The 25,214-nt window shown below is 72.7% G+C and carries 22 protein-coding genes; 11 read left to right on the forward strand and 11 right to left on the reverse strand.

What is annotated here, in order from left to right; translation table 11 throughout:
- Positions 1 to 59 precede the first annotated feature (59 nt).
- From ACFOY6_RS03455 to ACFOY6_RS03470, 4 genes are read left to right on the forward strand one after another with little or no spacing between them, the layout of a single operon-like run.
- Positions 60 to 2,345 carry a hybrid sensor histidine kinase/response regulator gene (locus tag ACFOY6_RS03455; protein WP_379648966.1) on the forward strand — a complete coding sequence of 762 codons (2,286 nt, stop codon included), beginning with the start codon at positions 60 to 62 and terminating at the stop codon, positions 2,343 to 2,345.
- A 2-nt stretch (positions 2,346 to 2,347) separates the two neighbouring features.
- Entirely contained in the window at positions 2,348 to 3,406 is a 1,059-nt protein-coding gene (gene cheB, locus ACFOY6_RS03460; protein WP_379648968.1) for a chemotaxis-specific protein-glutamate methyltransferase CheB, read from the forward strand.
- The gene (locus ACFOY6_RS03465; RefSeq protein ID WP_109517238.1) at positions 3,406 to 5,142 is read left to right on the forward strand and encodes a response regulator; all 1,737 of its coding nucleotides are present in this window, start codon (positions 3,406 to 3,408) and stop codon (positions 5,140 to 5,142) included. The genes cheB and ACFOY6_RS03465 overlap by 1 nt, the downstream gene beginning before the upstream one ends.
- Before the next feature lie 11 nt (positions 5,143 to 5,153).
- On the forward strand, positions 5,154 to 7,034 hold the full coding sequence (locus tag ACFOY6_RS03470) for a response regulator (protein WP_379649080.1): 1,881 nt from the start codon (positions 5,154 to 5,156) through the stop codon (positions 7,032 to 7,034).
- Between the two features lie 18 nt (positions 7,035 to 7,052).
- Here the strand turns inward: ACFOY6_RS03470 and ACFOY6_RS03475 are convergent, their stop codons facing one another.
- The 7 genes from ACFOY6_RS03475 to ACFOY6_RS03505 all read right to left on the reverse strand — a co-directional run bounded on the left by ACFOY6_RS03475 (position 7,053) and on the right by ACFOY6_RS03505 (position 15,225).
- Positions 7,053 to 8,654 (reverse strand): GMC family oxidoreductase, encoded by a 1,602-nt coding sequence (locus ACFOY6_RS03475; protein ID WP_379648971.1) that lies wholly within the window; start codon positions 8,652 to 8,654, stop codon positions 7,053 to 7,055.
- Positions 8,655 to 8,665: 11 nt separating this feature from the next.
- Entirely contained in the window at positions 8,666 to 9,454 is a 789-nt protein-coding gene (fabG, locus tag ACFOY6_RS03480) for a 3-oxoacyl-ACP reductase FabG (RefSeq protein WP_379648973.1), read from the reverse strand.
- A 10-nt stretch (positions 9,455 to 9,464) separates the two neighbouring features.
- Complete coding sequence (locus ACFOY6_RS03485) at positions 9,465 to 10,169, reverse strand: ABC transporter ATP-binding protein (protein WP_109517242.1); 705 nt, start codon at positions 10,167 to 10,169, stop codon at positions 9,465 to 9,467.
- Positions 10,153 to 11,955: a branched-chain amino acid ABC transporter ATP-binding protein/permease gene (locus tag ACFOY6_RS03490; RefSeq protein ID WP_379648975.1), complete on the reverse strand. Its 1,803-nt coding sequence runs from the start codon at positions 11,953 to 11,955 to the stop codon at positions 10,153 to 10,155. Before ACFOY6_RS03490 ends, ACFOY6_RS03485 begins: the two co-directional genes overlap by 17 nt.
- 10 nt (positions 11,956 to 11,965) lie before the next feature.
- On the reverse strand, positions 11,966 to 12,841 hold the full coding sequence (locus ACFOY6_RS03495; protein ID WP_109517244.1) for a branched-chain amino acid ABC transporter permease: 876 nt from the start codon (positions 12,839 to 12,841) through the stop codon (positions 11,966 to 11,968).
- An 85-nt stretch (positions 12,842 to 12,926) separates the two neighbouring features.
- Positions 12,927 to 14,120 carry an ABC transporter substrate-binding protein gene (locus ACFOY6_RS03500; RefSeq protein ID WP_379640738.1) on the reverse strand — a complete coding sequence of 398 codons (1,194 nt, stop codon included), beginning with the start codon at positions 14,118 to 14,120 and terminating at the stop codon, positions 12,927 to 12,929.
- A 61-nt stretch (positions 14,121 to 14,181) separates the two neighbouring features.
- Positions 14,182 to 15,225, reverse strand: a complete 1,044-nt coding sequence (locus ACFOY6_RS03505) for a zinc-dependent alcohol dehydrogenase (protein ID WP_379648978.1) — start codon at positions 15,223 to 15,225, stop codon at positions 14,182 to 14,184.
- A gap of 185 nt (positions 15,226 to 15,410) precedes the next feature.
- Here ACFOY6_RS03505 and ACFOY6_RS03510 point away from each other — a divergent pair, with 185 nt between their 5' ends.
- Positions 15,411 to 16,124 carry a GntR family transcriptional regulator gene (locus ACFOY6_RS03510; protein WP_379648980.1) on the forward strand — a complete coding sequence of 238 codons (714 nt, stop codon included), beginning with the start codon at positions 15,411 to 15,413 and terminating at the stop codon, positions 16,122 to 16,124.
- Between the two features lie 36 nt (positions 16,125 to 16,160).
- Here ACFOY6_RS03510 and ACFOY6_RS03515 read toward each other — a convergent pair whose 3' ends face one another.
- Complete coding sequence (locus ACFOY6_RS03515; protein ID WP_109517248.1) at positions 16,161 to 16,472, reverse strand: HU family DNA-binding protein; 312 nt, start codon at positions 16,470 to 16,472, stop codon at positions 16,161 to 16,163.
- 146 nt (positions 16,473 to 16,618) lie between these two features.
- Between ACFOY6_RS03515 and ACFOY6_RS03520 the strand changes: the two genes are divergently transcribed.
- From ACFOY6_RS03520 to ACFOY6_RS03530, 3 genes are all read left to right on the forward strand, one after another.
- Positions 16,619 to 18,295: a dihydroxyacetone kinase family protein gene (locus tag ACFOY6_RS03520; RefSeq protein WP_379648982.1), complete on the forward strand. Its 1,677-nt coding sequence runs from the start codon at positions 16,619 to 16,621 to the stop codon at positions 18,293 to 18,295.
- 186 nt (positions 18,296 to 18,481) lie between these two features.
- Positions 18,482 to 19,102, forward strand: coding sequence for a PRC-barrel domain-containing protein (locus tag ACFOY6_RS03525; RefSeq protein WP_379648984.1), 621 nt, complete (start codon positions 18,482 to 18,484; stop codon positions 19,100 to 19,102).
- Between the two features lie 6 nt (positions 19,103 to 19,108).
- Positions 19,109 to 20,320: an MFS transporter gene (locus tag ACFOY6_RS03530; protein ID WP_109517250.1), complete on the forward strand. Its 1,212-nt coding sequence runs from the start codon at positions 19,109 to 19,111 to the stop codon at positions 20,318 to 20,320.
- Positions 20,321 to 20,368: 48 nt separating this feature from the next.
- Here the strand turns inward: ACFOY6_RS03530 and ACFOY6_RS03535 are convergent, their stop codons facing one another.
- Positions 20,369 to 20,539 (reverse strand): hypothetical protein, encoded by a 171-nt coding sequence (locus ACFOY6_RS03535; protein ID WP_181378132.1) that lies wholly within the window; start codon positions 20,537 to 20,539, stop codon positions 20,369 to 20,371.
- Between the two features lie 582 nt (positions 20,540 to 21,121).
- On the opposite strand from ACFOY6_RS03535, the gene ACFOY6_RS03540 reads away from it, so the two are divergent.
- The 3 genes from ACFOY6_RS03540 (at position 21,122) to ACFOY6_RS03550 (ending at position 23,157) form a co-directional block, all read left to right on the forward strand.
- Positions 21,122 to 21,337: a hypothetical protein gene (locus tag ACFOY6_RS03540; protein WP_379640744.1), complete on the forward strand. Its 216-nt coding sequence runs from the start codon at positions 21,122 to 21,124 to the stop codon at positions 21,335 to 21,337.
- A 112-nt stretch (positions 21,338 to 21,449) separates the two neighbouring features.
- Positions 21,450 to 21,917, forward strand: a complete 468-nt coding sequence (locus ACFOY6_RS03545) for a YybH family protein (protein ID WP_379641422.1) — start codon at positions 21,450 to 21,452, stop codon at positions 21,915 to 21,917.
- A gap of 52 nt (positions 21,918 to 21,969) precedes the next feature.
- Positions 21,970 to 23,157, forward strand: coding sequence for a trans-sulfuration enzyme family protein (locus ACFOY6_RS03550; RefSeq protein WP_379648986.1), 1,188 nt, complete (start codon positions 21,970 to 21,972; stop codon positions 23,155 to 23,157).
- Positions 23,158 to 23,206: 49 nt separating this feature from the next.
- Here the strand turns inward: ACFOY6_RS03550 and ACFOY6_RS03555 are convergent, their stop codons facing one another.
- Both ACFOY6_RS03555 and ACFOY6_RS03560 read right to left on the reverse strand, forming a co-directional pair.
- Complete coding sequence (locus ACFOY6_RS03555; RefSeq protein ID WP_379648988.1) at positions 23,207 to 24,169, reverse strand: alpha/beta hydrolase; 963 nt, start codon at positions 24,167 to 24,169, stop codon at positions 23,207 to 23,209.
- A gap of 10 nt (positions 24,170 to 24,179) precedes the next feature.
- The gene (locus tag ACFOY6_RS03560; protein ID WP_379648990.1) at positions 24,180 to 25,142 is read right to left on the reverse strand and encodes a LysR family transcriptional regulator; all 963 of its coding nucleotides are present in this window, start codon (positions 25,140 to 25,142) and stop codon (positions 24,180 to 24,182) included.
- Positions 25,143 to 25,214: the final 72 nt, after the last annotated feature.

A 25,214-nucleotide genomic window follows, 5' to 3' on the forward strand; every position in this document is an offset into this window, starting at 1 on the left:
GAGCGGCGGGGCAGGGCGGGCCATCGGCCGCCCTCGCCACGCCTGCGGGGCGGTGCCGCATGAACGATCTGCGCCAGGAGCTGCTGGCCGCCTTCGCCATCGAGCATCAGGAGCACCTGCAGGCGATCCGCGCCGCCCTGGCCGAGGCCGAGGCCGGCCGGCCCTTCGATCTGCGCGACATCTTCCGCCGCGCCCACAGCCTCAAGGGCGCCGCCCGTGCGGTCGACCTGCCGGCGGTGGAGGAGCTGTCGCACCGGCTGGAAGCCGTGTTCATGCGGGTGGGGGAGGGGGCGCTGTCGCTGGGCCCGGCCAGCATCGGCACGGTGCAGCTTGGTCTGGACGCCATCGAGGGCTATGTGGCGGCGCTGGGGAGCGACCCGGACCCGGCCCTGCCCATCGCCGCGCTGGAGGCGCTCGACGGCCTGCTCGGCGGCTCGCGCCCGCTGGCACAAGCTGCCGGCGCTTCTCCCGCTGCGGCCCTTCCCGCCACGCCGCCGCCGGCCGTGGCGCCCGCTGCCACCGCACCGCAGGCGGCCGAGGCTGCTCCGCCCGCCCCTCCGGCGGCAGCCGAGCCGGCCGGCGGCGGGGTGGAGTACCTTCGTGTCCGGGCGGAGCAGCTGGAGGAGCTTGCCGGCGCGGTGCATGCCCTGTCCGACACCCTGTCGCGGCAGGCGGAGGTCGATGCCGTCCTGCGCGCCCTGGAGGCCGACATGCGCGGCCTGCGCCGGGAATGGGACCGGCTGGGCCGTGGCATGGCCCAGGCCCCCCGGGGGGAGGGCAGCGCGACGCGGCTGCAGGATTTCAGCCATGGCCTGTTGGCGATGTTCCGCCAGCTCGGCCATCTGGCGCGGCAGCAGCGCGCGGTCGCCTGGGCCACCGATGCCGCCGCGGCGCAGCTCCGCGCGCGCGTGGAGCGCATCGCCCTCGTGCCGGCCGAGGCGGTGCTCGGCTCGCTGGCCCGCATGACGCGCGACCTGGTGCGCGAAGCCGGCGGCAATGCCGCGGTGCGGATGGAAGGGCTGGAGCTGGAGGCCGACCGCCGCGTGCTGCAGACGCTGAAGGACCCGGTGACGCACCTGCTGCGCAACGCCGTGAGCCACGGGCTCGAGAGTGCTGCGGAGCGCGCCCGCCAGGGCAAGCCGCCGCAGGCCGAGATCGGGCTGCGGCTGGTGGCGCGGGGCGGGCTGCTGTCGCTGACCGTGTTCGACGACGGGCGCGGTCCTGACCTGGCGCGGATCGAGGCCGAGGCGGTGCGGCGCGGCCTGCTGCCGCCGCGCCCCGCCGATACCCCCCCGCCGCCCGGCGAGCACCTGCTCTCCCTGGTGTTCGAGCCCGGCTTCTCCACCACCGAGACGGCCGACCGCCTCTCCGGCCGCGGCATCGGCATGTCGGTGGTGGCCGAGGCGGCGCGGCGGCTGCGCGGCACCGCGGCGCTGCGCCAGCGCCGTCCCTGGGGGGCGGAGGTGGAGATCGTGGTGCCCTTCTCCGCCGCCCGGCAGCCGCTGCTGCTGGTGGAGGTGGGGGGCGAGGCCTATGGCCTGCCCACCCGCGGCGTGGAGCGGCTGCTGCGCCTGCCTGCCGCCGCCATCGAAAGTGTCGAGGCGCAGCCGGTGACGCGCATCGAAATCGAGGGACGCGACGTTATTGCCCCCGTGATTGCTCTGCCGACCCTTCTCGGCCGGCCTGCCTCCGCGATTCCCGTGGAGGCCGGGCATGTCAGCCTTGTGCTGCTGCGCAGCGGCGAGCGCCGCTGCGCGCTGGCGGTCGACATGCTGAGCGATGTCCGCACCCTGACGGTGGAGGCGCTCGATGCCCCGGCGTCCGAGGTGGACCTGGTGGCCGGGGTGGCGATGCAGGAGGGGGAGCGCTTGGCCCTGGTGCTGAGCCCGGAAGGGCTGGTGAGCCGCTGGCTGCGCGACGAGGGCCGCCTGGCCTCGGCCGGGCTGGGCCTGGTGCCGGCGCCGCAGCTGCGGGCCGCGGCGACGATCCTGGTGGTGGACGATTCGATCACCACCCGGACGCTGGAGAAGAGCATCCTGGAAGCGCAGGGCTTCCGCGTGCTGCTCAGCGTCGACGGGCTGGATGCGCTGAACCTGCTGCGCAGCGGCGAGGTGGCCGTCGATCTGGTGGTGGCGGATGTGGAGATGCCCCGGCTGGACGGCTTCGGCCTGCTGCAGGCCATGAAGAACGATCCGCGCCTGGCGCCGGTGCCGGTGATCCTGATGACCTCCCGCGCCAGCGCGGAGGATGTGCGGCGCGGCCTCGACCTCGGCGCCGGCGCCTACATCACCAAGCAGAAGTTCGACCAGCGTGAATTGCTGGCGACGATCAGCCAGATGCTCTGACCATGTCCTCCCAGCCTGTGCGCGTCATGATCGTCGAGGATTCGCTGGTGGTGCGCCGGCTCCTCAACCACATCATCTCGCGCGACCCGCGCCTGACCGTTGTCGCCGCCGTCGCCTCGGCCGAGGAGGCTCTGCAGGAGCTGCCGCGCGTCCGGCCCGACGTGATCTCCATGGATATCCGCCTGCCCGGCATGGACGGGCTGGAGGCGACGCGGCGGATCATGGCGGAGCAGCCCACCCCCATCGTCGTCATCGCCGACAGCGTGGAGGACAGCTCGCTGCGCATCTCGATGAACGCGCTGCGTGCCGGCGCGCTCTCGGTGGTGGAGAAGCCGGTCGGCATGGAGACCGGCGGGCATGAGCGGGTGTCGGAGACGATCTGCACGCAGCTCTACATCATGAGCGAGGTGCCGGTGATCCGGCGGCGGATGATGGCGGGCTTCCGCGCCGCCCCGCCCGCCGCGCCGCGCGCGGAGCCGGCGGCGCGGCAGCCGGCGGCGCTGCTCGGCATCGCCGCCTCCACCGGCGGCCCGCCGGCCCTGGCCCAGGTGCTTGGTGCGCTGAGCGCCGATTTCCCGCTGCCCGTGCTGCTGGTGCAGCACATGGGGGCCGCCTTCATGGAGGGCTTCGCCAAGTGGCTGGGCGGGGTGGTGCCGCTGCCGGTGGCCCTGGCGCGGGATGGCGAGACGCCGCGCCCGGGCCATGTCTACGTCGCGCCCGGCGACTGCCACCTGATGCTGGCGCCGCAGGGCTACCTGCGCGTGACGAAGGACCGGCCGGTGGCCAGCCAGCGCCCGGCGGCGACGCTGCTGTTCCGTTCCATGGCTGAGACGCTGGGGCCGCGCGGCCTCGGCGTGCTGCTCACCGGCATGGGGGAGGATGGCGCGGCGGGGCTGGTGCACATGCGCCAGGAGGGCGCCTTCACCATCACCGAGCATGAGAGCACGGCCGTGGTCTATGGCATGCCGGCGGCGGCGGTGCGGATGGGCGGCTCCAGCATCAGCCTGCCGCTGCCGCTGATCGGCCCCCGCCTGCAGCAGCTCGCCCGGGCATCGCTCTGATGCCCGCCCAGCCCGTTCCTCCCGGCACGCCCATCCTGCTGGTCGAGGATTCCGAGACCCAGGCCCTGCAGATGCGCCGGCTGCTGGAAAGCCAGGGCTTCGCCGTGTGCCGCACCGCCACGGCGGAGCTGGCGCTGGAGGCGCTGAACGAGGCGCTGCCCGCCCTGGTGATCGCCGATTACCACCTGCCCGGCATGAATGGCGACGAGCTGGCCCGGCAGATCCGGCTGAACAGCCGCACCCGTGCCATTCCCGTGCTGATGCTGACCGAGGCGCGCGAGGGCGACCTGGAGCGCCAGGGCCTGGAAAGCGGCGCCGATGCCTATGTGCCGAAATCGGCCGACCAGGACCTGCTGCTGCTGCGCATCAAGGCGCTGCTGCGCCGCCGCGCCGTCGCCGGGCCGGCGGGGAGCGGGCAGGGCGTGGCGGCGTTTCGCCGGGCGCGGATGCTGCTGGTGGACGACAGCGTCACCTACCGCACCTACCTTGCCGGATTGCTGAGCCGCGACGGCTACATGGTGGAGGCCGTGGCCAATGCCGAGGCGGCGCTGGAGGCGGCGGCCGCGGCACCGCAGAGCTGGGATTGCGTGGTGCTGAACGCCTTCAGCAACAGCTTCGACGGCGTCACCCTCTGCGCCCGGCTGAACGCGCTGCGCGCCGCCGCCTCCGGCAATGCGGGGGACGGGGCGGGCTTCCAGATCGTCGCGCTCGGCAGCGACAACCCGGCCGAGCGCGAGACCCTGGCGCATGTCTTCGAGGCGGGGGCGGACGACCTGATCCCGGCCATGGCCGAGGCCAAGGTGATGAGCGTGCGCATCCGCGCCGCGCTGCGCCGGAAGCTGCTGCAGGACGAGGACCGGCGCAGCGCCGCCGAGCTGCGCGACCGGGAGCTGGCCATGGAGCGTGCCCAGGCCGAGGCCGCCGCCGCCCAGGCCAAGGCCGCCCTGGCCGAGGCGCTGGCCCGCGCCAATGGCGAGCTGGAGGACGCCAACCGCCAGCTGCGCGAGACCCAGACCAAGCTGGTGCAGGCCGCCAAGATGGCCTCGCTGGGCGAGCTGGTGGCCGGCATCGCGCACGAGATCAACAACCCGCTGGCCTTCATCATCGCGCACCAGGGGACGGTGGACCGGCTGCTGGGGCAGATCCAAGCCGGGCTGGGCGAGGATTCGGCGGCGCATCCGCTGGTCGCCCGCTGCCGCGACCGCTCCCGCTCCATGGCGCTGGGGCTGGGGCGGATCCAGGACCTGGTGCTGAAGCTGCGCAAGTTCTCCCGCCAGGACGACGCCTTCCAGCGCGTCAACGTGCCGGATGCGCTGGACACGGTGCTGGCGCTGCTGGCGCACAAGCTCGGCGACCGCATCGCCGTGGAGCGCCATTACGGGGCGGTGCCGGAGCTGCGCTGCTCGCCCGCCCTGCTGAACCAGGTGGTGATGAACATCGTCAGCAACGCCGCCGATGCCATCCCCGAGCGTGGCCATATTCGCATCGCCACCTCGAACGACGAGAAGATGTATCGTATAGCCGTGACCGACAGCGGCCCGGGTGTGCCGGACGCGCTGCGCGAGCGAATCTTCGAGCCCTTCTTCACCACCAAGCCGGTGGGGTCCGGCACGGGGCTGGGGCTGGCCATCGCCTACAACGTCATCCAGGCGCATGATGGCAGCATCTCGGTCGAGAACGAACCGTCGGGCGGCGCGACCTTCACGGTCAGCGTGCCGATGAAAGCAGGGCGCTGAGCGTGCAAGCGATGCATCTGGACACCCCCGCCACCCTGCTGCTTGTCGATGACGAGCCGGAGATCCTCGTCGCCCTGGCCGACCTGTTCGAGGACGAGTTCCGCGTGCTGACCGCCCCCTCCGGGCCGCACGGGCTGGAGATCCTGGCGGCGGAGCCGGATGTGCATGTCATCATCTCCGACCAGCGCATGCCGGAGATGACGGGCGACGCCTTTCTCGGGCGCGCGCGGCAGGTCAGCCAGGCCGAGGCGCTGCTGCTGACCGGCTATGCCGACCTCGAGGCGGTGATCAATGCGCTGAACCATGGCCGCATCGCCGGATACGCGCCGAAGCCGTGGGAGCCGGCGGCGCTGCTGAGCATGGTGCGCAACGCCGCCGAGCGCTTCCGCCTCGGCCGCAGCCTGGAGACGGAGCAGGCGCTGCTGCAGGGCCTGCTGGAATCCTCCGCCGACGCTCTCAGCTTCAAGGATGCGCAGGGCCGTTTCGTGCGCCTGAACGCGGCCAAGGCGGCCGCGCTCGCCCGCCCGCTGGAGGCATGCCTGCACCACGAGGAAGCGGCGATGCTGGACCGCCCCGCCGCCGCCGCGGCGCTGCGCCGGGCGGATGCGGAGGCGATGGCCCGGCGCCGCCCCGTGGAGGTGGTGGAGCAGCGGCAGGAAGCCGGCGCGCCGCCGCGCTGGGTGCGGATCAGCCGCATCCCGATCCTCGGCCGCGACGGGCAGCCGACGCACCTGGCCACGGTCGAGCACGACATGACCGAGCAGCGGGCCCTGGAGGAGCGGCTGCACCAGGCCGAGAAGATGCAGGCGCTCGGCACCATGGCCGGAGGCATCGCGCACGACTTCAACAACCTGCTGACCGCGATCCTGGGCAGCCTGGAGCTGCTGCTGCACAGCGGCATGGCGCAGCCGCGGCAGGAGAGGCTGGTGAAGAACGCCATCCTGGCGGCCGAGCGCGGCTCCACCCTGACGCAGCGCCTGCTGAGCTTCAGCCGCAAGCGCGACCTGCAGCTGCGCGCCTCGGACGTGAACCGGCTGGTGACCGATGTGGAGGACCTGCTGCTGCGCAGCCTGGGCGATGCCATCACCCTGCACCGGCAGCTCGCCGATGCGCTGTGGCCCGCCATGGTGGACCCCGAGCAGTTCGGCCTGGCTCTGCTGAACCTCTGCATCAACAGCCGCGACGCCATGCCGGAGGGCGGCAGCATCACGCTCCGCACCCGCAACGTATCGGTGGGGGAGGAGGAGGTCGGCGACCTCGCCGGCGGCGACTATGTCGCCATCGCCGTCTCCGACACCGGCAGCGGCATGCCGCCGGAGGTGATGGCGCAGGCCTTCGAGCCGTTCTTCACCACCAAGGAAGTGGGGAAGGGGACGGGGCTTGGCCTCTCGATGGTCTATGGGCTGACGCGCCAGTCCGGCGGCACCACCGTCATCACCAGCGTGCCGGGCGAGGGCACCACGGTGGAGCTGTTCCTGCCGCGGGCGCTGCGGCCGGCCGAGGCGCAGGCCAGCCAGGATGGCGTGCCGCAACCCGCCGCGCACCCCGTGACGGTGCTGGTGGTGGATGACGACCCGGCGGTGCGCCGCGTCACCGCCACCTTCCTCGCCGATCTCGGCCACCGGGTGGTGGAGGTGCCGGATGGCGAGGCCGCCCTGCGCAGCCTGCGCGACAACCCCGGCATCGGGCTGATGGTCTCCGACCTGGTGATGCCGCGCATGAGCGGGGTGGAGCTGACCCGGAATGCCCGCAGCCTGCGCCCCGCCCTGCCGATCCTGCTGCTGACCGGCTATGCCGACCCCGCCCGCGTGCCCGAGGGCTACCCCGTGCTGCGCAAGCCCTTCCGCCGTGCCGACCTGGCGCATTGCGTGGCCGAGCTGCTGCAGGGCTGAGCCGGCGGGGGAGCACCCCTACCTGCCGGTCCGGATCAGCGCCGCCGCCCGCTCCGCCACCATGATGACGGCGGGCTGGATGTTGGTGGAGGGCACCAGCGGCATCACCGAGGCATCGGCCACCCGCAGCCCCTCGATGCCACGCAGCCGGAGCTGCGGGTCGAGCACGGCGGCGTCGTCGCTCCCCATCCGGCAGGTGCCGCAGGGGTGGTAGACGGTGGTTCCGGCGGCGCGGATATGCGCCAGCAGCGTCTCCTCGTCATCCTGGCCCCGGGGCGGCGCGATCTCCTCCTCCACCAGCCCGGCGAAGGGCGCGGTGCGGCCGATGCGGCGGCCAAGCCTTGCCGCCTCCAGCATCACCCGCTGGTCGCCCGGCGCGGTGAGATAGTTGGCGAGGATGAGCGGCTTGTCCTCCGGCGCCGGGCTGCGCAGCCGGATTTCGCCGCGGCTGTCGGGGCGGCACTGGCCGAAATTGATCATCATCCCCGGCGTCTTCGGCAGCACGTAGCCCGTGCCGGCGAGGCTGAAGTTGATGAACTGGTACTGCACCTCCGCCTCCTCGGCGCCCGGTGTCACGCGGGCGAAGGCGGTGGCCTCCGTGGCGCCCACCGCCAGCGGGCCGCTGCGCCGCAGCGCGTAGCCCAGCGCCGTCCAGCCCAGGCGCAGCGGGTTGGCCATGATCTCGTTCACCGTGCCGGCCGGGCGGGTGCGGAAGGCGAGGCGGGCGATCAGGTGGTCCTGGAGGTTCTTGCCCACGCCCGCGCTGTGCACCCGCGTCTCGATGCCGAAGGCGCCGAGCGCCGCGCCATCGCCGATGCCGGAGAGCATCAGCAGCTTCGGCGTGGCGATGGCGCCGGCGGAGAGCACCACCTCGCGCGCCGCGTGGAATTCCACCTCGCCGGCCTCTCCCTCGCGCCGCGCCGCGACGCCGATGGCGCGGCCCTCGCGCAGCAGCACGCGCCGCACCTCGATGCCGGTCAGCACGCGCAGGTTGGGCCGGCCGCGCGCGGGCTGCAGGAAGGCGCGCGCGGTGCTCATCCGCCGGCCGCCGCGCACGTTCATCTGGATCGGCATGACGCCGTCGAGCGGGCCGTCATTCATGTCGGCGTTGCGCGGCAGGCCGAGCGCGGCGCAGGCCTCGATGAAGGCGGCCGCGCCCTGGGAGAGCCGCCGCACCTGGCTGACCGGCAGCGGCCCGCCCTGGCCGCGCGTCTCGCCGGGCGGCCCCTGCCAGTCCTCCATGCGGCGAAAATAGGGGAGCACGTCCTCATAGGACCAGCCGCGTGCGCCCGCCTGCGCCCAGCGGTCGAAATCGTGCGGTGAGCCGCGCAGGAAGACCAGCCCGTTGACCGAGCCGGAGCCGCCCAGCACGCGGCCGCGCGGCCAGTTGATGCTGCGGCCGTTCAGCTCCGCCTCCGGCTCGGTCGCGAACTTGCAGTCGTAGCGGCCGCTGGCGAAGAGGCGGGCATAGCCGGCCGGCACATGGATCCAGATGTCCCGGTCCTCCGGCCCCGCCTCCAGCAGCAGCACGCGGACCGAGGGGTCCTCCGAAAGCCGTGCCGCCAGCACGCATCCGGCGGAACCGCCGCCGACGATGATGTAGTCCGCAACCTCGTCCACGCGCCTATCCCTCAGGTCATCATCATGCCGCCGGCCACGTCCACGACCTGGCCGGTGACGAAGGAAGCCTCCTCCGAGGCGAGGTAGAGCGCAAGGTCGGCCACCTCCTCCGGCCGGCCGAGGCGGCGCAGCGGCGTGGCCGCCACCTGGCCCGCATTCACCGCCTCGCCCACCGTGCGGATCAGCGGCGTGTCGATCCGCCCGGGCGCGATGGCGTTGACGCGGATGCCGTCCGGCCCCAGCTCGCCCGCGAGGTGCTTGGTGAGGCCGATCAGCGCCGCCTTGGTCGCGGCGTAGTGCGCGCCCACCACCACGGAATAGGTGCGCCCCGCGACCGAGGACATGTTGAGGATGCAGCCGCGCCGCGCCGCGCGCATCGCCGGGGTGAGCAGGCGGATGGCGTTGAAGCAGCCATTGAGGTTGACGCCGACGACGCGCTGCCACTCCTCCGGCGCCATCTCCCACACCGCGTGGGCGCGGCCCTCGTGCTTGGGCGAGATGCCGGCATTGTTCACCAGCGTGTCGAAATGCCCGCCGAGCGATTCCTCCAGCGCGGCGACGGCGGCGCCGAGCGCGGCATAGTCGGCGACATCGGCGCAGGCGGGGGCGGCGATGCCGCCGGCGGCGCGGATGCGCCGCGCCATCGCCCCGGCGCGCGCCGCATCGGCATCGAGCACACCGACCCGGGCGCCGCGCCGCGCGAAGGCCTCGGCGATGGCGCCGCCGATGCCCTGGCCGGCGCCCGTGACCAGCACGCGGCAGCCCGCATGGCTCGGCCGGCTGGCAAGATCCTGGTCCATGCCCTGCTCCTCAGATGCCGAGATAGGCGCGGCGCACATGGTCGTCGCGCAGCAGGGCGGCCCCGGTGTCGGTCATGACGATCTCGCCATTCTCCAGCACGTAGCCGCGGTCGGCGAGGCTGAGGGTGCGGAACACGTTCTGCTCCACCAGCAGCACGGTGACGCCGGTGGCCACGATGCGCTCCACCACGTCGAACACCTGTTTCACGATGATCGGCGCGAGGCCGAGCGAGGGCTCGTCGAACATCAGCAGCTTCGGTCGCGCCATCAGCCCGCGTGCGATCGCCACCATCTGCTGCTCGCCGCCCGAGAGGGAGCCCGCATGCTGCTCCAGCTTCTCCCGCACACGGGGGAAGAGATCCATCACCTCGTCCATCGTCTGCGCCATGCGGCCGCGCGCATGCGGCGTGTAGGCGCCCATCCGCAGATTGTCGCGCACCGTCATGAAGGGAAAGAGCTGGCGCCCCTCGGGGATCAGCGTGATGCCGCGCGCCACCACCTCGTGCGGCGTGAGGCGGCCGATCTCCTCCCCCTCGAAGGTGATGCGGCCCGCGGTGGGGCGCACCAGCCCGGCGATGGTGCGCAGCGTGGTCGTCTTGCCCGCGCCGTTGGCACCGACGATGGTGACGACCTCGCCCGCGCCCACGGTGACGTCGATGCCGTGCAGGATGGTGGTGCGGCCATAGCCGGCCCGCACCTCATGCAGAGTGAGCATGGACGAAATCCTCTCCCAGATAGGCCTCGACGACGACCGGGTCGCGCACCACCTCCTGCGGCCGCCCCTCGGCGATGACGCGGCCCGAGTTCAGCACCACCACGCGGTCCGACAGCGCCATGATCGCCTGCATCACATGCTCGATGGCGATGATGCTGACGCCGCTGTCGCGGATCGATTCGACGAGGCGGATGGCGCGCTGCACATCGGTCTGGTTGAGGCCGGCCATCACCTCGTCGAGCAGCAGGATGCGCGGCTCCATCGCCATGACGCGGGCGATCTCCAGCCGCTTCAGCCCGCCGATGGTGAGGGAGCGCGCTTCCACGTCGCGCTGCGCCCAGAGGCCCATGCGGTGCGCCGTCTCCAGCGCCTTCTCGCGCGCCGCGGCGCGGCCGGGATGGTGGTGGAAGGCGCCGATCATGATGTTCTCCAGCACCGTCATCGCCGCGAAGGGCTGCACGATCTGGAAGGTGCGGCCGACGCCGGCGCGGGCGAAGGCATGCGGCGTGGCCGGGCGGATGAAGCCCTCGCCCTCGACGCGGATGCGCACGATGCCGCTCTCCGGCGCCAGGAAGCCCGAGAGCTGGTTGAACAGCGTGGTCTTGCCGGCGCCGTTGGGGCCGATGATGCCGAGCACCTCGCCCTGCCGCAGGGAGAGGCTGACATCCTGCGTCACCGCCAGCCCGCCGAAATGCTTGTGCAGGTGCTCGGCCACCAGGATGGGCTCGCTGATCTCGCGGCGGATGTCCTCCCGCGCGGTGGCCGGCACCGTGGCGGGCGCGGCGGGTTCCGCCGCGTCGGCGCTGCCCTTGGGCGCGCGCCGGAACAGGCCCACCAGCCCGTCCGGCACGAACAGCACGATCAGCACCAGCACCGTGCCGTAGACGAAGCCGTGCAGCCCGAGCGCGGAGGCGCCGAGCCAGCCGCGCGCCAGTTCCGTCAGCGGCACCACCAGCAGGGTGCCGAGCAGCGGGCCCATGACGGTGCCGATGCCGCCGATCAGCGCGAACATCGCGATCTGCACGGAGAAGGCCAGCGAGAACATCGCCTCCGGCTCGATGAAGGTGAGGTACATGCCGTGGAAGGTGCCGACCATCGAGGTCAGCGCCGCCGAGAGCGCCACGGCGTAGAGCCGCACCCGCAGCGTATCGACCCCCGCCGCCGCCGCCGCCGGCTCCCGCTCGCGCGTGGCGACGAGGTAGTAGCCGAAGCGCGCGTGGCGGAGCCAGGCGGTGACGCCCAGCGTCAGCAGCAGCAGGCCGAAGGCGATCAGCAGCGAGGGCCAGCGCTCGAAGAAGATCATCCATTCCCAGCCGGTCTGCAGCGGCACCATCAGCCCCACCGCGCCGCCGGTAAGGCCGGTGAAGTGCAGCGCCAGCAGCCGGATGACCTGCAGGAAGGCGATGGTGGCCAGCGCGAAGAACGGCCCGCGCAGCCGGAAGCAGGGCAGGCCGATGGCGACCCCCACCATGGCCGAGATGGCGGCACCCCCCAGCATGCCGAGCCAGGGCGAGACGCCGAGCGGCACCAGCAGCCCCGCCGTGTAGGCGCCGATGCCGTAGAAGATGGCGTGGCCGAGCGAGAGCTGCCCGGCGAAGCCGCCGACGATGTTCCAGGCCGTGGCCAGCGCGCCGTAGAGGCAGATGGTGATGAAGACGTGGAAGACGAAATCGTCGCCGATCAGCAGCGGCACGAGGAAGATCAGAGGCAGCAGCGCCAGGGCCGCCACCAGGCCCCGGTCAGGCCGGCGGGGCGCGCGGGCGGCGGGGAGGGCGAGGTCGCTCATGCGGGTCTCCTCATTCCGAGCCGCGGCCCAGGCCGAACAGGCCGGTCGGCCGGAACAGCAGGATCAGGATGAACAGTCCGAAGATCACCACCTCCTTCAGGTCGGGGGCGATGTAGAAGGCGCTGAGGCTGTCCACGAGGCCGATCAGCAGCGCGCCGATGAAGGCGCCGTGCAGGCTGCCCATGCCGCCCAGCACCACCACGACGAAGGCGGTGAGCACGAAATAGGTGCCGACGGTGGGGGAGGCCGGGTAGATCGGCGCCACCAGCGCCGCCGCCAGCCCGACGCAGGCGGCGCCGATGCCGAAGGTGATGATGTAGATGCGCTTGACGTCCACGCCCATCAGCTGTGCGGCGGCGCGGTGCTGCGCCGTGGCGCGGATGGCGCGGCCGAGATAGGTGCGCTCCATGAACAGGTGCAGCGCGCCGACCACGACGATGCCGCAGACGAACATCACCAGCTGGCCGATCAGGATGCGGAAGGGGCCGAAGGTGAGGGAGTCCCGCACGCCGCTCGAAGGGGTGGCGTAGAGATCGGCGCCGAAGACCAGCAGCGCCAGGTTGATCAGCGCGGTGGAGAGGCCGACGGTCGCGAAGATCTGCACATGCGCGTCGCGCGCATCCAGCAGCGGCTGCAGGATGAAGCGCTGGATCAGCACGCCGATGACGAACAGCACCAGCACCAGCGGCGGCGCCAGCACGTAGGGGTGCAGGCCAAGCTGGGAGGTGCCCAGCCAGGTCAGGTACATGCCGACCATCAGCAGCTCGCCATGCGCGAAGTTGACCAGGCGGATGATGCCGAAGATCAGCGTGAGGCCGACGCTGATGATGGCGAACAGCCCGCCCAGCATCAGCCCGTTGAGGACGAGCTGCACGAAGGTTTCCATGGACGCTCCTCTTGCCGTGCCCTCGGGCCGTGCGTTTCGCGGGCGCCGCCGGGCGCCCGCGGTTCCGGCGCCGGCGGCTTTGGCGTCAGCGGCGCAGGCGCAGCTCGGACACCGCCGCCTCGGGCGGATAGACGGTGACGAGGCGGCCATCCTGCCATTGCAGCCCCATCATCTTGGCGCGCTCGTTCTGCCCGTCGGGGCCGAACTTCACGCCCCAGCCTTCCGGCGTGGTGCCGTCCGGCACGTCCACCGCCGCGACCGCGGCGCGGATGTCGTCCGCCGCGAGGGACTTCGCCGCGGCGATGGCGTCGAGGAAGACCTTGGCGCCCACATAGTTGCCGAGGCTGTGGCCCGAGCGCGGCTCCATGCCGTACTTGGCGCGGTAGGCGGCGACGAAATCCTCGATGCCCGGCGCCGCCTTCGGGTTGATGGCGTACTGGGTGAAGTCGACGTTCAGCACGCCGTCCATCACCTCCGGCCCCACCGCCTGCATCGTCTCGCGCAGCGAATAGCCGCCGCCGCCGCCGATGATGGCGCGCGGCCTGAAATTGGCTTCGCGCGCCTGGCGGAAGAACAGCACGGTGTCGTTCTGGTAGGAGGTCTGCAGCACCACATCGGCCTTCGCCGCCTGCAACCGCAGGATCAGCGAGGACATGTCGACGATGTTGGCGGGATAGGGCAGGGTCTCGACGATGGTGAGGCCGCGCTCCTTCGCGTAGCTCGCCTGGAAGCGGCCCACCGTGGTGCCGTAGAGGCTGTCCTCGTGGATGATGGCGATCCGCAGCGCCTTCGGCTCCACCGAGAAGGCGGGGGCCACGGAGTTCACCACCATCTCGATCGAGCGCTCCGCCATGTTCCGCGCGGTGGGGTTGGTGCGGAACAGGTAGCGGAACTTGCGCTCGGTGATGGAATCGGAGACCGCGCCCATCTCGAAATAGGGGATGCGCGCCAGTTCGGCCACCTGGCTCGCCACCTGGCTGCGGGCGGAGGAGTAGGTGCCGAAGATGGCCTTCACCTGGGCCACCGAGATCAGCCGGCGGGCCTCGGCCACGGCCTGGTTGTTGTCCACCGCGTCGCCGCGCACCAGGGTGATCTTCTCGCCCTTGATGCCGCCGGCGGCGTTGCGCTCCTCCACCGCCAGCTCCAGCCCGCGCCAGCTCTCGTCGCCGAGCACGGCCAGTTCACCGCTGAAGGGGTAAAGCGCGCCAAGGCGGATCTCCGCCTGCGCCGCGCCGGCCCCGAGGCCGATGCCGAGCCCGGCCAGAAGGCCGAGCGCCACTCTGCGTGTCGTCCTGAACATTCTTGTTTCCCTCCCCAGTCGTTGCGCCCGCCGGCGCGGCTCAGCCGTCGCCGGGCCGCAGCAGGATCTTCACGGCGTCCTTGCGTCGGGCCATCTCGAAGCCGCGCGGCCCTTCGCGCAGCGGCAGCCGGTGCGTGATCATCTGCGCCAGCTGCGCGCGGTGCGCGGGATCGGCCAGCAGCGCCAGCACGCGCGGCCAGGCGGCCCAGCTTGTGTCATGCGCGGCGCGGAGCTGGTGCTTGTTGCGCACCATGGTCGTCACCGGCAGTTCCAGGGAGCGCGAATGGATGCCGGTGATCACCAGCACGCCGCTCGAGCGCAGCACCGACAGCCCCTCGGTGATCGAGGCGGTGACGCCGGTGGCCTCGATCACGCGGTCCACCTTCTCGCCGAAGCAGGCCTGCACCGCGGCGGCCAGGCTCGTGCCTGCCAGGTCGGCCGTGTGGCCGATGCCCATGCGGCGCGCGCAGTCGAGCCGCAGCGTGTCGTCGAAGCCGGCGAGCAGCACCCGCGCGCCGCGCTGCTGCGCCATCCAGGCGATGCCGAGGCCGATCGGCCCCGGGCCCAGCACCAGCACGGCGTCGCCGGGGCTGATCTCCGCCACCTCCACCGCGTTGTCGGCGATGCTGAGGGGCTCGCACAGCGCGCCCATCTCGGCATCGACCCCGTCGGGCAGGCGGAAGCAGTGGGAGGCGGGGGCCACCACATGCGCCGCGAAGCCGCCATCGCAGTGCAGGCCGAGGATGCGGCGCGCCTGGCAGTCCTGGTTGCGCCCCTCGCGGCAGGCGCGGCACTGGCCGCAGCCGATGGTGGGCCAGGCGGTTACCGCGTCGCCAGGGGCGAAGCCTTCCACACCCGCTCCCACCGCCGTCACATGGCCGGCGAATTCATGCCCCAGCGTGAAGGGCATGTGGGGCGCCATGAACTCGTAGCCCGGTGTCCATTCATAGGCATGGATGTCGCTGCCGCAGATGCCGGCGGCGGCGACGCGGATGCCGATCTCGCCCGGCCCCGGCGCGGCGGGGGGTGGTACCTCCTGCGCTTCCAGCCCGGGTGCGGCACGGGTCTTGCGGAGCGCGAGCATGGCGTCAGGGGCGCGAGGAGGTGGCGCGGGAGCCGTGGCGGCGGCCGGCGGAGGCCGGCCGCAAGGTGACGGCCCGATCCACGCCCGGCCGGGCGTGCGCGGCGGTGTCCATGGACTTCTTCCTTCCCTGGTCACGACGCTTGTTATGCGTCATTTGATATAACACTGAGGACGTTACGCGGGGCATGTCAATCGTGAACACGTTGCCGAGCCGGCCTGCCGCCATCGACCCTGCCGCCGACGGCCCTTTCCGCCGCATCCCGCGCGACAGCCTGAGCGAGCGCGCCTACCAGGAGGTGCGCGCGGCCCTGATGCTCAGCCGCCTGCGGCCGGGGGAGAAGCTGCTGCTGCGGCCGCTGGCGGCACGGCTCGGCATCAGCGCCACGCCGGTGCGGGAGGCCCTGCTGCGGTTGGTCTCCGAGCAGGCGCTGCAGATGGACGAGCGCGGCACGGTGGTGGTGCCGAGCATCGGCCGCGAGCGTTTCCTGGAGATCCGCGCGCTGCGCTGCGATCTCGAGGGCCAGGCCGGCGCCGCGGCCGCCGCGCGCGCCACCCCGGAGGCGATCGGGGCGCTGGCGGCGATCCATGGCAGGCTGCTGGAGGCCGAGGCGCGTGGCGACTTCCCCACGGCGCTGCACTGCAATGAGCAGTTCCATTTCGGCCTGTGCCGGCTCGCCGGCATGCCGGTGCTGCTGGGTCTCGTCGAGATCCTGTGGATGCAGTGTGGCCCGCTGCTCAGCCATCTCTATGCGGGCGGCCCGCAGAACCGGCCGCGGCACGGGCATCTGGAGGCGCTGGAAGGGCTGCGGCGGCAGGATGCGGCGATGGTGCGCGCCGCGGTGGTGCAGGATATCGAGGAAGGCGGCCGGCCGCTGCTCGACTTCCTGGGCCGGGAATAAGCCCCGCCCGCCGCGCCGGGCGGGCGGGGCCTCGGATCAGGCCTTGGCGGCCTTGCGCTTGCTCTTCTTCATCGCCGCGAAGGCGGCATCGCGCAGCGCGGGAGAAGGCTTGAAGCGCACCGTGGCGCCAGCCTTCACCGCGACCTTCTCGCCGGTGCGGGGATTCATCGCGGTGCGCTTCGGCGTCTCACGCACGATAAAGGCGCCAAAGTCAGGAATCGTGAAGCGGCCATTCTTCACGATCTCGCCCTTGATCGCCTCGATGATGTCGCCGGCCAGGGCGTTCGCGCCCACGCCGGTGATCTCGATCGAATTCTGGATGGCATCGGCCAGAAACTTCTTCGACATTCGCTGCCCTTTCGCGGAAGGCCCCACCCAAAGCACAGGCCGCGCCCGGCGTGAAGTCCTCAATGTGCCTGTCATTGAAAGAAACCGTCTTGATGGCGGTGTCCGCGCCGCCCAACCTCCCGCACGATTGGAAGGAGGGCCGCGAGATGAAGAAACTGATCAACGACCCGCGCCGCGTGGTGCGGGAAATGCTGGAGGGGCTGGTCGCGCTCTGCCCGGATCAGGCGCTGCTGGCCGAGGCCGACGTGGTGGTGCGCGCGGCGCGCGCCGCGCCGGAGGCACGGCCCGTCGCGGTGCTCTCGGGGGGCGGCGCGGGGCATGAGCCGGCCCATGCCGGCTATGTCGGCGCCGGTCTGCTGGATGCGGCGGTCGCCGGCGATGTCTTCACCTCGCCCAGCACCGGCTGGGCGCTGGCCGCCATCCGCGCCGTCGCCGGGCCGGCGGGCGCGCTGCTGGTGGTGAAGAACTACACGGGCGACCGGCTGAATTTCGGCCTCGCCGCCGAGCTGGCGCGCGCCGAGGGCATTCCCGCCGAGATCGTCGTGGTGGCCGACGACGTGGCGCTGCGCGACACGGTGCCGCCGGAGCGGCGGCGCGGCATTGCCGGCACGGTGCTGGTGCACAAGATCGCCGGCGCCGCCGCCGCGCGCGGCCTGAAGCTGGAGGAGGTGGCGGCGCAGGCGCGCGCGGCCTCGGCGGCGCTGGGCTCGATGGGCGTCGCGCTCGGCGCCTGCACCGTGCCCGCCGCCGGCCGCCCCGGCTTCGCGCTGGAGGAGGATGCGGTGGAGCTGGGCCTCGGCATCCATGGCGAGCAAGGCGTCAGCCGCGAGGCCCTGCAGCCGGCCGACGCGCTGGTGGAGACGCTGCTCGGGCGCATCCTGGCCGATCTCGGCACGGAGCCGGGGGCGCGGGTCGTGCTGCTGGTCAACGGGCTGGGCGGCACGCCGCCGATGGAGCTGGCCATCGTCGCCCGCGCCGCGCTGGCCGGGCTGCGCGCGCGCGGCCTGGTGGTGGAGCGCGCCTGGTGCGGCAACTACCTCACCGCCATCGAGATGCCGGGCTGCTCGCTCTCCGTGATGCGTGTGGACGATGCGCGGCTGGCGCTGCTCGACGCCCCCGCCGCCGCGCCGGCCTGGACGGGCGATGGCCGCGTCGCGCCGCCCAACATCCTGCCCGCCCCGCCGGCGGCGCCCGCCGAGCCGGCCCCAGAACCCGGCCCGCTGGCCCCCGCGATCGGTGCCGCCCTCCTCCGCGTCGCGGCGGCGCTGGAGGCCGCGGAGCCGGAGCTGACCGCGCTGGACAGCGCCGCCGGCGATGGCGACCTCGGCATCAGCATGGCGCGCAGCGCGGCGGCGCTCCGCGCCTTGCCGGAAGGCGCCCACGCCAACCCCGCCGAAATGCTGGCGGAGGCCGGGCAGGCGCTGCGCCGCGCCATCGCCGGCAGCTCCGGGCCGTTCTACGCGGTCGCGCTGCTGCGGGCGGCGCGTGCCCTGGAAGGGCAGGCCAGCCCCGACGCCGCGGCCTGGGCCGGCGCCTTCCGCGCGGCGGCCGATGCCATCGGCGCGCTGGGCGGCGCCAGGGCCGGCGACCGCACCATGCTGGCCGGGTTGCTGCCGGCGCCCGAGGCCTTCGAGCAATCCGCCGGCCAGGGCCTCGGCCCCGCCTGGGGGGCGGCGCTGGCGGCGGCCGAGGCCGGGCTGCGCGCCACGCAGGAGATGACGCCGCGTCTCGGCCGCGCTTCCTACCTGGGCGCGCGCGCGCTGGGCACGCCCGATGCCGGCGCCGCGGCGGTGCTGGTGTGGATGCGCGCCCTGGCGCGCTGAGCCCGGGCCGTCCGGGGAGGGAGTCCGGGGAGCGAGGCACGAGGGCCTGGCCCCGTGTCGCGCGGGGCGCGCTAAGCTGGGCCGTTGGGTCAACCGACGCGCCCGGGCGCCGTTATGGCTTGCGGGGGCGCTGGGTCGCCCCCCTGGTCCTTCGGGGCCGGGACCTTGCTTCCGGAGCGCTGTATCGTGTCCATTCAGTCTTGCCCGGCCGGTCGCCCCGCCTGGCCATCGGCCCTGGTATTGTCCCTCGCCCTGTCGCTGCCGGCCGTGCCCGTCCTGGCGCAGGAAGCGGAAACCGGCACCACGCCCCTGGCGGAGCGCGAAACCCTCGCCAAGGGCACCACCTTCCGCGTCCTCGGCCAGGATGTGAAGGGCGTGACCGGCATCGTGGTCGGCCAGGTGGTGAACGTCCTGGTGGACGAGGCCGGCCAGCCCCGCGCCGCCGTGCTGGATTATGGCGGCTTCCTCGGCGTGGGGCGGCGGCGCATCGCCGTGTCCTGGTCGGTGCTGCGCTTCACGCCGGAGGGTATCCAGCTGTCGCTGAGCCGTGACCAGCTGAAGAATTTTCCTGAGTACAAGGAGGGCGAGGCTGTGCAGATGGCCTTGCAGCCGGCCGCACCCCCTGCGGCTAGGCCCGCATCGGACGCCCCGGCCCCGGCCCCCGCCCCGGCGCCCGCAGCACGGTCCGCTGCGCCGTCCACCCCGGACGCGGCGGTTCCAAAATCTCCCCCGGAGCCGGCCCCGGGCCAAGACCCGGCGAAGGAGCCGCCACCCGCCGCGCCGCCCAGCCCCGGCAAGGCGGAATAGGCGCGCATGGCTGCCGAACGCAGCAGGCGCGGCCTCGACTGGCTGAACTTCTTCGTCGCGGATGTGCAGACCGGCTTCGGCCCGTTTGTCGCCGTCTATCTGACGACGCAGGCCTGGACGGAGGTGCAGATCGGCTTCGCCCTCAGCCTGGGCACCATGACGGCGATGATCAGCCAGGTGCCGGCCGGCGCCCTGGTCGACGCCGTGTACGACAAGCGGCGCACCGCCATCCTGGCGCTGCTGGCCATCGCCACGGCGGCGGTCCTGCTGGCGGCCTGGCCTTCCACCCTGCCGGTGCTGCTCTCTGAGGTGCTGCACGGCTTTGCCAGCTGCGTGCTCACGCCCTCCATCGCCGCCATCAGCCTGGCGCTGGTGGGCCGGGCGAGGCTGGGGGAGCGGCTCGGGCGCAACACGCGCTTCGCCGCGCTGGGGGGCGCCATCGCCGCGGGCGTGATGGGGCTGGTGGGCACCTATCTCTCGCCGGCCGCCGTGTTCTGGCTGACGGCGGCGCTGGCCGTGCCGAGCCTGCTCTGCCTGCTCAGCATCCGCCCCGCGGACCTCGCCGCCAATGTGGCGGCGGCGCACGCGCAGCAGGAGAGGAAGGGGCGGGGCCTGCTGGACCTGCTGCGGGACCGCGGCATCCTGGTCTTCGCCGCCTGCTGCGCGCTGTTCACCCTGTCCAACGCCGCCATGCTGCCGCTGGCCGGCACGGCGGTGACGCGCCAGTCCGGCGAGGAGGCGAGCCTGATCATCGCCGCCTCCATCGTTGTGCCGCAGCTCGTGGTCGTGGCCATCTCGCCCTCGGTGGGGTGGCTGGCGGAGGCGCGCGGCCGGCGGCTGGTGCTGATGGTGGGCTTCAGCATGCTGCCGCTGCGCGGCGCGCTGCTGGCGCTGGTGGAGGCGCCGGTCGGGCTGATCTTCGTGCAGGCGCTGGACGGCATCAGCGCCGCGACGCTGAACGTGATGCTGCCGCTGATTGCCGCCGACCTGACGCGGGGCAGCAACCGCTTCAACCTGTGCATGGGGCTGTTCGGCCTGTCGGTCGGGATCGGCGGCACCATCAGCACCAGCCTGGCGGGGGCCGTGGCGAGCTGGATCAGCCCGGGCGTGGCCTTCGCCATGCTGGGGGTGATCGGCCTGCTCTGCGTGCTGCTGGTATGGCTGGCGATGCCCGAGACGCGGGAAGAGACGCCCGAAGGGGCCGCCCAACCGGCGTGAAGTCTGGCGGCGCGGAAGGCCGGGGGAGGAGCTCCCCCGGCCGTTTCCTCACTTGTCCTTCTGGTTCTTCAGCAGGTTCCCCACTTCGCCGGCTCCATGGTTCTCGTGCCCGGGCCGGGTGGTCTCGGCATCCTTGGTCTCGTTGCCGGTGAGCATGCTGGTCATCTCGCCAATCTTCGGCGCGTCATCCGTCTTCTTCGGCTTGTCCTGCTCGGCCATGCGGGCCTCCTCTGGTTCGGGGTTGTGCGGGGAGAACCCCGGCCCGTGCCGGCGGGTTGCCCCCCGCCCTGCCGCCGCGGGCCGGGCCGTCCGCCCACCCCACGGCCCGGCATTCCCTGCCGCTAATTCACGTTCCCAAAGGCGATTTCTTTCCGTCGAGGCGGGGAGGTGCCGCCTTGCCGTGATGCCTTGGCCGGTCTCGGCCAGGCGATCGCCCACCCGCGGCTGCCGATTGGAGGGCGACCGGTCGGGCGGGCGGCTCGGCGGTCTTCCTTTGGGCGCGGCCGCAATCCGCAAAATCATCCGAATTCAAATGATGAAATATCTTGAAAGCACCGTTCTGATATGTTGAATTTGGTGCCGTCACCGGGCGGATCGGCCGCCCCGCGGGGATTTGACCCATGCAGCTTGCACCGCGACACCAAACGCTAAAGCGCCTCCCGTTCTCCCGCCGGTCCTGTGGCGAGTGGTCCGTGGCGCGCCGAATGCGCCGCTGTTGTCGCTGAACCCGGCAACACCGCCGCTCCCGCACCTTTCCCGGACCGCACAGGGCGCCGCCGCCGCGCGGCGCGGAGAACAGCCATGATCACCTCCCGTCCCGTCGATATCAGTGGCCGCTTCGTCGGCGTCGCCGTCTCCGGCCATGATGGCTGGCACTTCAAGGCCATCGACCCGCAGGTGGACGATCTCGACGGCGCCCGCTTCAGCAGCCCGGCCGAGGCGGCGCGCGTCGCACGCCTGCTGCTGGAACGCGAGCGCGGCACCCAGCGCACGCCGCGCCTGCAGCCTCTCTCCTGACCCTGGCCGCCGGCGCGCTGGCGTCTCATGCCGGGCCGGGCAGGAAGCCCGGCCCCTTCAGCTTTCGCCGCTCCCGGTGCAGGCTGCGGCTCCGCCAGAGGAGGATGCGAGCATGAGCGTGCGTGCCACCGCCCCGGTCGATGCCAGCGACCACCAGAAGGTCCAGGACTGGTTCCGCGAACTCTCCGAGCATGTGCAGGCTGTCGATTTCGCCGCCGCCCGCCACCTCTTCGCCGAGGACTTCCTGGCCTTCGGCACCTTCAGCGACTTCGTCTATGGCCGCGACCATGCCGAGGCCAACCAGTGGCGCAAGGTGTGGCCGACCATCGACGGATTCACCTGGCGGCTGGACGAGGCGAAGAGCCTGGTCTCGCCGGACCGCCTCTTCGCCGTGGGGCTGGCCATCTGGGATTCCACCGGCTACCTGCCCGATGGCACTCCCTTCGACCGGCGTGGGCGGGCCACCATCTCCTTCGCCCGCGCGGCGGTGGGTGAGCCCTGGGTGGCGACGCACACGCACATGTCGCTGTTCCGGGGCACGCCGGATGTCTCGCACGGCAGCAAGCCGTCGCGCAGCTGAACGCGGCGCGGGCCGCGCCTTCGCCGCCCGCCCGCAGAAAACGGGAGGGAGAATGATGCGACCCGCCACCCAGGCCATCCACGCCGCCGCCCCCGCGCGGGAGATCGGCGCGCCGGTCACGCCGCCGCTGGTCGCCGCCACCAGCTTCCACACCGGCCCCGATGCCATCGGCTTCTCGGCCAACGACCTCGGCGCGGCGGCGCCGATGTTCTACACGCGCTGGGGCAACCCCACCGTGGCGCTGCTGGAGCAGCGGCTGGCGGCGCTGGAAGGCGGTGAGGCGGCCCTCGCCTTCGCCAGCGGCATGGCCGCCGCCGCCGGGCTGCTGCTGCACCGCCTCGCCCCCGGCAGCCACCTGCTGCTGAGCGATGTCTGCTACGCCGGCGTCGCCGAATTCGCGCAGGAGACGCTGGCGCGCTACGGCGTGGCCGTCACCACGGTGGACATGTCGGACCCCGCCGCCGTCGCCGCCGCCATGCGGCCGGAGACGCGGCTGCTGCATGTCGAGACCCCCGCCAACCCCATCCTGAAGCTGGCCGACATCGCGGCGCTGGCCGGGATCGCCCATGCGGGCGGGGCGGAGCTTTCGGTCGATTCCACCATGGCCACGCCCATCGCCACGCAGCCCCTGGCGCTGGGCGCGGACTGGGTGGTGCATTCGCTGACGAAATACGCCTGCGGCCATGGCGACGCACTCGGCGGCGCCGTCATCGGCCGCGCCACGGGCATCGAGGGGCTGCGCAAGGAGGCGGTGATCCATCTCGGCGGCGCCATCAGCCCCTTCGCCGCCTGGCTGATCCTGCGCGGGCTGGAGACGCTGCCCGCCCGCATGGCGCTGCACGAGGCCAATGCCCGCGTGGTGGCCGGGTATCTGGAGGGCCATCCGCGCATCCGGCGCGTCTACTGGCCAGGGCTTGCCAGCCACCCGCACCACGCGCTCGCGCGGCGGCAGATGCGCAACTTCTCCGGCATGGTCGGCTTCGTCGCCGAGGATGACAGGAACCTCGCCCGGCAGCTCGCGGCGCGGCTGAAGGTCTGGACCTACGCCGTCTCGCTCGGCAAGACGCAGAGCCTGCTCTTCCACATCCCCGCGGAGGACGTGCTGCGCGCCTCCTTCAAGCTGGAAGGGGAGGCCGCGCAGGCCTATCGCGATTGGACGGGGGAGGGGACCTTCCGCCTCTCCGTGGGGCTGGAGGATCCGCAGGACCTTGTCGAGGATCTGGCGCAGGCACTGGCCTGAGGAAGAAAGCGGCGGGGGAAGGAGTTCCCCCGCACCCCCTTCTTTTCTGTCAGTGGGCGGGGAAGGCCTTGCGAAGCGCAGCCACCACCTCGCGGCGGGCAGCGTTTGCCTTGCCCAGCAGCGCCGTCTGGCCGATGAAGCCGTGCGGCACGCCCTCATACACCGTCATGCCATGCGGCACGCCGGCTTCCGTCAGGCGCCTGCCGAGGTCCAGCGTGTCGTCCAGCAGCGGGTCCAGCGCGGCGGCCTGCAGCAGCAGGCGGGGCAGGCCGTGGAGATCGGCCAGCAGCGGCGCGGCGCCGGCATCCTCGCGCAGCGCGGGGTCGGGCAGGTACTGCGTCCAGAACCAGTCCAGCTTCTCCGTGGAGAGGCCGAACCGGCCATCGCCCCGGTCGCGGTGCGAAGGCGTGCCGTGGCGGGCCGAGAGCATGCCATAGACGATGACGCCGAGCGCCGGCAGCGGCTCGCCCGCATCGCGCAGCCGCAGCAGCGCGTTCAGCGCCATGTTGCCGCCGGCAGAGTCGCCGCCCACCGCCAGCCGCGCGCCGTCGATGCCATGCGCCGCGCCATGCTCCCGCAGCCAGCGCAGCGCCGCCAGCACCTGGTGGATGGCGGTGGGGTAGGGGTGCTCGGGCGCCAGGGCGTAGTCCAGCCCGACCGCCACCATGTCCGCCTCGTCGGCGATCTCGCGCTTCCAGCGGTCGAGCGAGTCCAGGCTGCCCACGGCGAAGCCGCCGCCATGGATGTGCAAATAGGCCGGGCGCGGCGCGCTGCCGCCGCGCGGGTGGTAGAGGCGCAGCCGCAGCGGCGGCGTGGCGTGGTCCAGCACCACCTCCTCCACCCGCGCCATCTGCGGCCCGCCGGCGTTCAGGAAGGCCTGGTAGGCCTGGGTGCTGGCGCGCGCCGCCGCGATGGGCTGGGTCAGCACGTCGCCATTCGCCACGCCGGCCTCGCGGCAGCGGGCCTGGGCGGCGGCGACTTCGGCATCGGGCACGAGGCTGGTGGCGCTCATTCGGGTCTCCTCATCCTGCCCCGCAGCCTGCCGCGGAAGCGCCCGGCTGGAAAGGCATGTCCCAGGCGAAGGGCTCGCGGATGCGCGCCGCCAGGTAGTCCAGCAGCCGGCGCGTCTTCAGCGGCAGGGCCGGGGTGGGCGGATAGACGAGCTGGATCACGTCCGGCACCGGCTCCCAGCCGGGAATCTCCACCCGCAGCAGCCGGCCCTGCCGCACCGCGTCGCACAGCAGGAAGCGGGGCAGCACCACCAGGCCGATGCCGGCCGTGGCGGCATCCAGCAGCGCCTCGCCGCTGTTGGCGGTAAGGCGGCCGCGCAGCACCAGCGAGCGCGGCTCGCCCTCCGGCTGCCCGGCGGGGGCGAAGCGCCAGAGATGCCCCGCCGTGGTGTTGGCGTAGCCGAGGCAGGAATGGCCCGGCAGCGCGTCCAGCGTGGCGGGCAGGCCGTGCCGCGCCGCATAGTCCGGGCTGCAGCACAGCGCCCGCCGGCTGAGGCCAAGCCGCCGCGCCCGCAGCGCGGAATCGGCCAGCCGCCCGATGCGCAGCGCCAGGTCGTAGCCGCCGCCCAGCAGGTCCACATGCCGGTCGTCCAGGTCGAGCGAGACCTCGATGCGGGGATACTCGGCCATGAAGGCGGCGACCAGCGGCCCGAGATGCCGGCTGCCGAAGCTGAGCGGCGCCGCCAGCCGCAGCAGGCCCTGCAGCGCGCCGGACTGCGCCATCACGTCGTCGGCCACGGTGTCGAGCTGCGCCAGCAGGGCGCGGGCGCGCTCGGCCAGCAGGGCGCCCGCCTCGGTGGGGGAAACATGGCGGGGGGCGCGGTGCAACAAAGGGGTGGCCAGCTGCGCTTCAAGCTGCGTGACACGCTTGCTGACCACCGACTTGGCAAGGCCGAGCCGGGCGGCGGCGGCGGTGACCGAGCCACTGTCCACCACCTGCACGAAGGTGGCGAGGGCATCCACATCAGGGCGCATCGTTCGCGGATAGCGAACGCAGCGTTTCCATACAAGCCGTTGCTGCCCCGGCCGTGCGAACGCACCTTGGGC

The organism is Teichococcus aestuarii, from assembly GCF_042651065.1.
Taxonomy (GTDB): domain Bacteria; phylum Pseudomonadota; class Alphaproteobacteria; order Acetobacterales; family Acetobacteraceae; genus Pseudoroseomonas; species Pseudoroseomonas aestuarii.